The 8,137-nt window shown below is 65.5% G+C and carries 7 protein-coding genes and 1 pseudogene; 1 reads left to right on the plus strand and 7 read right to left on the minus strand.

The genetic code is table 11. From position 1 onward, the window contains the following. The 7 genes and pseudogenes from ACNPP0_RS15130 to ACNPP0_RS15160 all read right to left on the minus strand — a co-directional run. A pseudogene (locus ACNPP0_RS15130) lies at window positions 1–315 on the minus strand (ABC transporter permease); the annotation flags it as partial. Window position 316: 1 nt separating this feature from the next. Further along, window positions 317–1,288, minus strand: coding sequence for an ABC transporter permease (locus ACNPP0_RS15135; protein WP_448706335.1), 972 nt, complete (start codon window positions 1,286–1,288; stop codon window positions 317–319). A 10-nt stretch (window positions 1,289–1,298) separates the two neighbouring features. After that, on the minus strand, window positions 1,299–2,945 hold the full coding sequence (locus tag ACNPP0_RS15140) for an ABC transporter substrate-binding protein (RefSeq protein ID WP_448706336.1): 1,647 nt from the start codon (window positions 2,943–2,945) through the stop codon (window positions 1,299–1,301). A gap of 27 nt (window positions 2,946–2,972) precedes the next feature. Beyond that, window positions 2,973–3,395 (minus strand): PaaI family thioesterase, encoded by a 423-nt coding sequence (locus ACNPP0_RS15145; protein ID WP_332609587.1) that lies wholly within the window; start codon window positions 3,393–3,395, stop codon window positions 2,973–2,975. Next, window positions 3,392–4,405, minus strand: coding sequence for a quinone oxidoreductase family protein (locus ACNPP0_RS15150; protein ID WP_332609588.1), 1,014 nt, complete (start codon window positions 4,403–4,405; stop codon window positions 3,392–3,394). Before ACNPP0_RS15150 ends, ACNPP0_RS15145 begins: the two co-directional genes overlap by 4 nt. A gap of 64 nt (window positions 4,406–4,469) precedes the next feature. Beyond that, window positions 4,470–5,579, minus strand: a complete 1,110-nt coding sequence (locus ACNPP0_RS15155; RefSeq protein WP_448706337.1) for a M14 family metallopeptidase — start codon at window positions 5,577–5,579, stop codon at window positions 4,470–4,472. Between the two features lies 1 nt (window position 5,580). After that, window positions 5,581–6,453 carry a VOC family protein gene (locus ACNPP0_RS15160; protein WP_448706338.1) on the minus strand — a complete coding sequence of 291 codons (873 nt, stop codon included), beginning with the start codon at window positions 6,451–6,453 and terminating at the stop codon, window positions 5,581–5,583. Window positions 6,454–6,732: 279 nt separating this feature from the next. Between ACNPP0_RS15160 and ACNPP0_RS15165 the strand changes: the two genes are divergently transcribed. Then, window positions 6,733–8,137: dipeptide ABC transporter ATP-binding protein (locus ACNPP0_RS15165; protein WP_448706339.1), on the plus strand; the 1,405-nt coding region annotated here is incomplete at its 3' end.

Here is an 8,137-nt window from a genome sequence, read left to right on the forward strand (position 1 = left end):
GGCGGCCGCGACCAGACCGATCAACAGCGTGGCGCGCGCGCCATGCGCGACCAGGGCGGCAATGTCGCGCCCCATGGAATCCGTGCCCAGGGGGTAACGCCAGGATTCAAAAGGCCAGATCTCCGGCGCAGCCACAATACGCAGCGGATTGGTCGGATACAGCCAGCCCGCGCCGGCGGCCAGCAGCGCCACCAGCAGCAGGACGATCGCGCCGGCCACCGCGCCGCGATTGCGCATGAATCGGGCCGCGAACGATGCGGGCGGGCGTGCAAGCCGGGTGGCGGGCGGGGCGGAAAATGCAGGGGATGTGGACATATCAGGCAGCCTTGATGCGCGGGTCCATCCGCGTGTAAAGCAGGTCGACGATGATGTTGGCAACCACCACCACGAAGGAACTGAGCACCAGAATGCCCAGCACCACCGGGTAGTTGCGGCTCATGACGCTGTCGAACAGCACGCCGCCGATGCCCGGCCAACTGAACACGGCTTCGACCACGATGCTGCCGCCCAGCACCGCGCCCAGTTGCAGGCCCAGCAGCGTAACGATGGGCAGCATCGCGTTGCGCAGAATGTGCCGAAGCACCACGGCGGTACGGGTCAGGCCCTTGGCATGGGCAGTGCGCACATAGTCCATGCGGCTGACTTCCAGCATCGACGCCCGCATCACCCGCGCATACGCCGCCGAATAGAACAGGCCCAGCGCAATGGCCGGCAACGCCAGGTGGTGCAGCACGTCCAGCGCCTGCGTCCAGAATCCGCCATCCAAGCCTATGGTGACCATGCCGCCCACGGGAAACCAGCCCAGCTTCACGGAAAACAGAATGATCAACATGATGCCCAGCCAGAAACTGGGCGCGGCAAAGCACAGCACGGCAAACGCCGACACCGCGCTGTCCCACCACGTGTTGACCTTGATGGCGGACACAATGCCCGCCGCCATGCCCACCAGCACGGCGATGGCGATGCTGGCCAGCATCAGCACCAGCGTGGCCGGCAGGTGCGCCAGGATCACGTCAAGCACCGGCAAGTTATGCCGGTACGAGTAGCCGAAGTCCAGGCTGGCGACAGATCCGATGTACTTCAGCAATTGCACCGTGGGCGGCTGGTCCAGCCCGTACGTCACGCGCAGCCGCTCGATCAGCGCCGGGTCGGTGACCTGCTGCTCGGCCGTCATCACGTCCAGAAACGTGCCGGGCACGGACTGGATCAGGGCGAAGTTAAGCACCACCACGCCCAGCAGCAGCGGAATGGCCTGGAGCAGGCGGCGCAAGATCAGACGCACGGGCATGGCAGGCCTCTTACGCTTGCAGCCAGACGTCGGCCAGGGTTTCGCCCTGGACGTTGGCGCCGGTGGTGAAGTTGCGTACGTTCTTGCCGGCCAGCGTGAACGACTGGATTTCCACCAGCGGCACAAGCGGCACGTCGGTCGATGCCAGGCGCGCGAATTGCGCGGCCAGCGCCTTGCGGGCCTCGGGCGCGGTCTCGACCGCCAGCTTGGCCACCACGGCGTCCATCTCGGGGTTCGAATAACCCGTGGCGTTGCGAAAGGCGGCGCCTTTCACGATGCCGTCGGTGGTGAAGAACTGCGTCACGGTCGGCACCAACTCCAGCGGCGACGTGAAGTTGGCCACCGCGATGTCGTAGTCGTAATCGCCATAAATGCGCTTGAGCGCCGTGGCGCGGTCCACCGAATCCAGCTTCACGGCAATACCCACGTCTTCAAGCGCCTGCTTCAGGTACTGGCCCAGCTTGGCATTCTCTTCAAACCACGCCGCTGCCACCAGGTTCACGGTGAAGCGCTTGCCGTCCTTGACGGGCAGGCCCGCCGCGTCCAGCAAGGCGGCGGCCTTCTTCGGATCGAAGGGGTAGCGCGGCACGTCCTCGGTGTAGAACAGCGGGTTGCTGCTGAAGACGGGGGCGATGGCGGGCTTGCCTCGGCCGTAGTAGATCGTGTCGACGATGAACTGTCGATCGATGGCATGAAGAATGGCCTGGCGGACTTCGCGTCGGTTGACGATGTCGCGGCGCTGATTGAATTCCACCGTGACGGTCCACGCGGTGTTCTGGTAGCCCCGCGTGTCCACCACGACCTTGCCGGTCTTGACCAGGCGGTCGATGTCGCGCGCCGGCACCGGGTTGGAATAGGCCAGGCCCAGCTCGCCTGTTTCCAACGCCGCGCCGCGCGAGGCCGGGTCGGACCACCAGCGGATGATCAGCTTGTCCAGATTGGGTTCGCCCGGCTTCCAGTACTTGTCGTTGCGCAGGTATTCCACGTGACTGCCGCGCACCCATTTGCCGTATTTCCATGGGCCCGTGCCAATGGGCGTGTTGTTCAGCGGATTGGTGATCAGGTCCTTGCCGTCATACAGATGCTTGGGAACCAGCAGCTGATACTGGCCGGACAACGTGGACTTCAAAAAGAACTCCGGCACCGGTGCGTTGAACGTCAGCACAACCGTGTGCGCGTCCGGGGCAGTGGCGTCCGTCAACGACTTCAGCGCGATGCCGGCGGAAATCGGCTTCCAGTGCTGCAACACGTTGTAGACCACGTCGGCGGATGTGAAGGGCGTGCCGTCATGCCAGGTGACCCCTTCGCGCAGCTTGATGGTGTAGCTGCGAAAGTCCGCCGCCGGGGTCACGCTTAGCGCCAACGCCGGTTGGAACTTCAAGTCGGCATCCAGCTTGAGCAGTCGTTCCAGAATCTTGGTGGACGTCTGAAAAGGGCTGGATCCGCCGCCACCGGGCACGAACAAGGCTTGTGGCTCCAGGCCGCCCCAGCTGGCGACCAGCGTGCCACCCTTGCGCGCCGGGCCGGCGTCCGTACCCGCTTGGGTGGTGGCGGCGAGCAGCGTGCGCGGCACCGCGCCCAGCGCGCTGGCGGCCAGGCCGCTTGCGGCGGTTCGGGTCAGGAAGGCGCGCCTTCCGAGGCGCGGGGCTTGAGTCATGATGGACATCCTTATGGTGTTGCGCTATCAGCCTTGGCTGAGCGTGGCGTAGGTGGCGCGGCCGATGGCGACAAGCGCGCCCTGATCGTTGTAGAGATCCACATCCGCCACGCCGACGCTGCGGCCATTGCGGCGCACGCGCGCCACGGCGGTCAGGCCGGTGTTAATGGCGGGCCGCAGGTAGTCGACGCGAAAGTTGATGGTGGGCAGGCCACGGCCCAGCAGCATGCCGACGGCAAAATCGCCTACCGTGTCGATCACGGCCGCCAACGGGCCGCCATGCCATTGGCCGCTGGCGGCACCCCGTTCGAACTCCGGCCGCATCGGCGCCAGCACGGTCAGTTCGCCGCGCTCGTGATCCACGGCGCTGACCGTCAGGCCTAGCCATGCGATGAAGGGCGAATCGTCGAATTTGGCCTGGATCTGGCTGGCGTTCAGCACGTCGCTCATGAGGTCACCAGCACTTTGCCGACGATCTTGCGATCTTCCAGCGATGCCAATGCCTGCGCGCCTTGCGCCAGCGGCCAGGTACGGTCCACCTGCACGTGCAGCCTGCCGCTGCGCACCAGCTCCAGCAGTTCAAGCAGGTCGTCGCGATCCCATCCGTTCGAGCCGCGTATCTGAAGTTCGAACGTCCAGATGTATCGCAGGTCTTCCTTGGGGTCGAATCCCGCCGTGGCGCCGCAGGTCAGCAGGCGGCCGCCCAGGCGCAGGCAGCGCAACGATTTCACCCACGTGTCTCCGCCGGTGAAATTCACCACGACGTCCACCCCGCCCGACTTTGCGCCGCGACGGCGGGCAGGGCGGCCAAAGCGTTCCTGCACGGCCTTCAGGAAGTCTTCCTCGGTGTACAGGATGATGTGGTCGGCGCCCAGCGCGCGCAGCGCCTCGCCTTTTTCCGGCGTGCCCGCGCAGGCAATGACTTCGGCGCCGGCCAGCTTGGCCAGTTGCACCGCACATACGCCCACCCCGCCACTGGCACCCAGGATCAGCACTTTTTCGCCGGCCTGGATCTGGCCGATGCGGTTCATCATGCGCAGCGCGGTGCCATAGGCCACCGGCAGCGCCGCCGCCTGTTCGAAGCTGACCTCGTCGGGCAGCCGAATCAACTGGTGCGCGGGTACGCGGCAAAGCTCGGCCAGGCCGCCATGGATGGTTTCGCCCACCAGCCCGCCGTCCACCCGGTCGATCGGGTCCACCAGCACGCGGTCGCCGGCTTTCCAGTCGTGGACATTCCGGCCGGTCTGCACGACCTCGCCGGCGACGTCCAGGCCGATGATCACGGGAAAGGGCAGCTTGATGCCGGGCATGCCACGGCGCGTGAATACGTCGTGGTAGTTCAAGGATGACGCACGCACACGAATGACGACGTCATCCGGCCCGGCGACGGGGTCAGGGAATTCGGTTTCCAGGCGGAGCTTGTCGTTGCCGCCGTGTTCACGCAATACGATTGCTTTCATGAATGCTTGAGGGAAAAAGGAATAGGAAAAAATAGGAAGAAATAGGAACAAATAGGACGCGGGCTTACCAGGACGCCACGCCGGCAATCGCCTGGCGGGTGATGGCAAGGCCATGGGCGAGGGCGCTGCGCCGCCACACGCTGGATACCGGCACGAAGGCGTCAATCAGGTCGGCGCGCAACTGCTTGTCGCGCGCGGCATCGGGCGCCAGCGGGGCCTTGAAACGCAGCCATTGGTCCAGCCTTAGCGCGGCCCGCATCTGCAAGCCACGCGTGCCGAACTCCACGACGGCGCCCGCCAAGGGGCGGTTGCCCAACGCCTGCTGCACGCCGCGAAACACCAGGCCCTGGTAGTCAGGTCGCGCCAGGCCATGCGGGCGCTGGTCGCGCACGCGCTCGGCGCCCCACCATTGGGCGGCCTGCGTCTGTTCTGCGCTGCCTTCGTCGTTGAAGCACAGGAAGAACGGCTCGCCGTATTCACCGATGCCGGTGTGCCAGTCGATAAACGACACGCGTTGGCTGGCGGCCAGATGTTCGTCGACGATGCGGCGCAAGATGCGGTTGGACCATTCGGGGCCGGTGCCGCCGTAGACCAGGCCGTCCGGATGCGTGTACTGGCCGCTCGCCGTTGTGTTGAACAGCACGTCGGCGCCGTGAGTTTCACGGAATTTCTCGACCTCGCGCGCGCCCGCCGCCAGGCCGGACTCCGTCCAGGCGGCCGGGATCAGATGCGGATGTAGCGTGGCGTAGTGCGGGTTGGCCGGTGTGGGACGCGTGTGGTCAATAAAGTTGCGATTCAGGTCAACGTTGTTTTCAGTCGTGCGCGAGTCGTACGCGTAGCCATACGGGTTCAACGCGTGCACCAGCACAAGGTTGACGTCGTCCGGCAAGGGCGTGCCGCCATCGGCGCGCAACCAGCCGATCTGCACGGCGGAGCCCGCCGCGCCTTCCAGCCCGTGCGTGCCGCTGATCGCCAGATGCGTGCGGGGAGCGTCGGCGCGGCCCAGCACGGCCACATCCACGCTCAGCGCGCGCCCGTGTGGGTCTTTCAACGTGGCATGTTCATGGCGGGACAGCACCGCGCCACGCGCTTGGGCTATCGCCACAAAGGCGTCGCGCGCCGCCGCGTAGTCGGTGCTGAAGCAGTCCCAATAATCGGGCAGGGCGTCGCTCATTTCAGGCCGCCTCTTGCACAAAAACTTGCAGCGCACCCGCGCCTGCTTCCGGCGGCACCACCAGTTCGCCTTGGGCGTTGGCGCGATAGTTCACCTGATTGGCGTCGAACAGCGCGCGCGTTTTTGCCAGGTCGCGCACACCGATGACCGAACCGGCAAACCAGCCGCCGCCCGCCGACGCCGGCAAACCGGCCGGAACGCGAACGCGGGGGTAACGCTGCTCGAAGGCGGCAGGGCTGAGGAAGTCGATGCGCAGGCTGCCGCGACGCACTTGCAGGCCGTTGTCAGGCAGCGCGCTGATGGCGATGGGCCCGAACACACGTTCATAGCCGGCACGCAAAGAGGCGGGGTCGGGATGCACGGCGACAAGCGATTCGATGCGGCGCGCACCATTGGCGTGGTCCTGCCATTGCGGCCGATACACCAGATGGCGCGTCAGATGGCCGCACGTGAAGAAGTCGGGCACGCCCAACAAGCCGGCCGGAAAATTCGTGTTGATCCATGCCGCGTCTTCACTGCCTTCGGGAAGATGCACGGGGCGTCCGCCGCTTTGCGGATCGTCGGCGCTGATGCCCAACCGCGCCAGTTCCTTGTGCACGGCCGTGCTGTCGGTGGTTTGCAGCGCGGTGGCGACGGGGCCTTCGTAGGCATCGTCGTAACCGCTGAAGCGCGACTCGGCTTTCAGTTCTTCTGGGAAATAAAGCAGTTCCAGATAGTTCGCATCAAGAATGATGGTCTGGTTGCGCGTGCCGCGATGGTGCCTGCCTTGCGGGGCCAGGCTGAATCCCAGCTTCACGTAGCGGTCCGTCGCCGCCCGCAGATCGTTGACCCGGATGATGTAGTGGTCTAGGCCGGTGACTGAGGGAAGAGACATCGGGATTCCTGGATTCGCGTTGGGAAGACCTGAAGTCTGTCGCACGCGGCGGCGCGCTTGAACGATTGAATTCGCATGTGGATATCTGGTTTTCATTTCATGGCCGGTACGACGCGCGGCGTGCCTGAACCAATATGAACAAATGAGAAATCGGCATTTCGCCGTGCGCATGGCGCGGGCCTACTATCGGCGGCTTCCCCCCGGCAGAACCATCACGTCGCCTTGCCAGCCCGGCATGCCTGTGCGGGTCTACCTAGGCGGCGCAAGGCTTGAACCAACATGACCGAATTGCTGCACATTCACAATTTGACGGTGGATCTTCCGCCGGGCGCCGACCGGCCGCACGCATTGAAAGACCTGACGCTTAGCGTGAAGGCGGGTGAGATCGTGTGCGTGGTGGGCGAAAGCGGGTCCGGGAAATCGTTGACGGCCGGCGCCATCCTGGGCCTGTTGCCGCAGGGCGTGCGGGCCAGCGGCGGACAGATTCGTTGGGAAGGCCAGGACCTGCTGCAAATGTCGCCCGAGGCCTTGCGCCGTTTGCGGGGCCGGCGTATTGGCATGATCTTCCAAGAGCCCATGACGGCTTTGAATCCGCTGCGCAGCGTCGGCGATCAGATAGGCGAGGTCTTTCGCACCCACACCCGTCTGCCAAACGCTGAAATCGCGCGGCGCACGCTGGACCTGCTGGAATCCGTCCGCCTGCCGAATCCCGAGCAGGCCGTACACGCCTATCCGCATGAATTGTCTGGCGGCCAGCGCCAGCGCGCGATGATCGCCATGGCCCTTGCCCTGGAACCGGCGTTGCTTATCGCCGATGAACCGACGACCGCGCTGGACGTCACGACGCAGTCGCAGATACTGCACTTGATACACGACCTGCAACGGCGCAAAGGCACCGCGGTATTGTTCATCACGCACGACTTCGGCGTGGTGGCCGAGATTGCGGATCGGGTGGCCGTGATGCAGCAGGGCGTCTTGGTCGAAAGCGGTTCCGCCGAGCAGGTGTTGGAGCGCCCACAGCATCCGTACACGCGCGCGCTGATTGCCGCGGTGCCGCCGTTGGAACCCGCCGCCGTGCGCGCGACGCTGGACGCCGATGCGCCGGTCATCTTGCAGACCCGGGCGCTGTCCAAGACGTATCGCAAGCGCGGCGCGTTCTGGCGTCCGGACCGCGTGACACATGCGCTGGACAACGTCGGCCTGACGCTGCGGGAGGGTCAGACGCTGGGTATCGTCGGCGAAAGCGGATCGGGTAAATCCACGCTGGCGCGCACGCTGCTGGGCTTGCAGACGCCTAATGCGGGCAGCATCGTGCTGGCGGGCGAGCCGCTGGCGTTCAAGGGAGCCACCGCGCGCCGCACGCATGCCAAGCGCGTGCAGATGGTGTTTCAGGATCCGTATGGGTCGTTGAACCCGCGCCAGCGCGTGGGTGAAATCGTGGCGCAAGGCCCGATGGTGCACGGCATGCCCCGGCGCGAGGCATGGGCGTTGGCACAAGAGCTATTTGAACTGGTCGGCCTGTCGGCGGATGCGGTGAGGCGTTATCCGCATGAATTTTCGGGCGGACAGCGGCAGCGCGTGGGCTTGGCGCGCGCCCTGGCGATGCGGCCGCGCGTGCTGATCGCGGACGAACCCGTCTCGGCGCTGGACGTGTCGGTGCAGGCGCAAGTGCTGGCGTTGGGGG

This window comes from Achromobacter semiaridum (assembly GCF_053543755.1).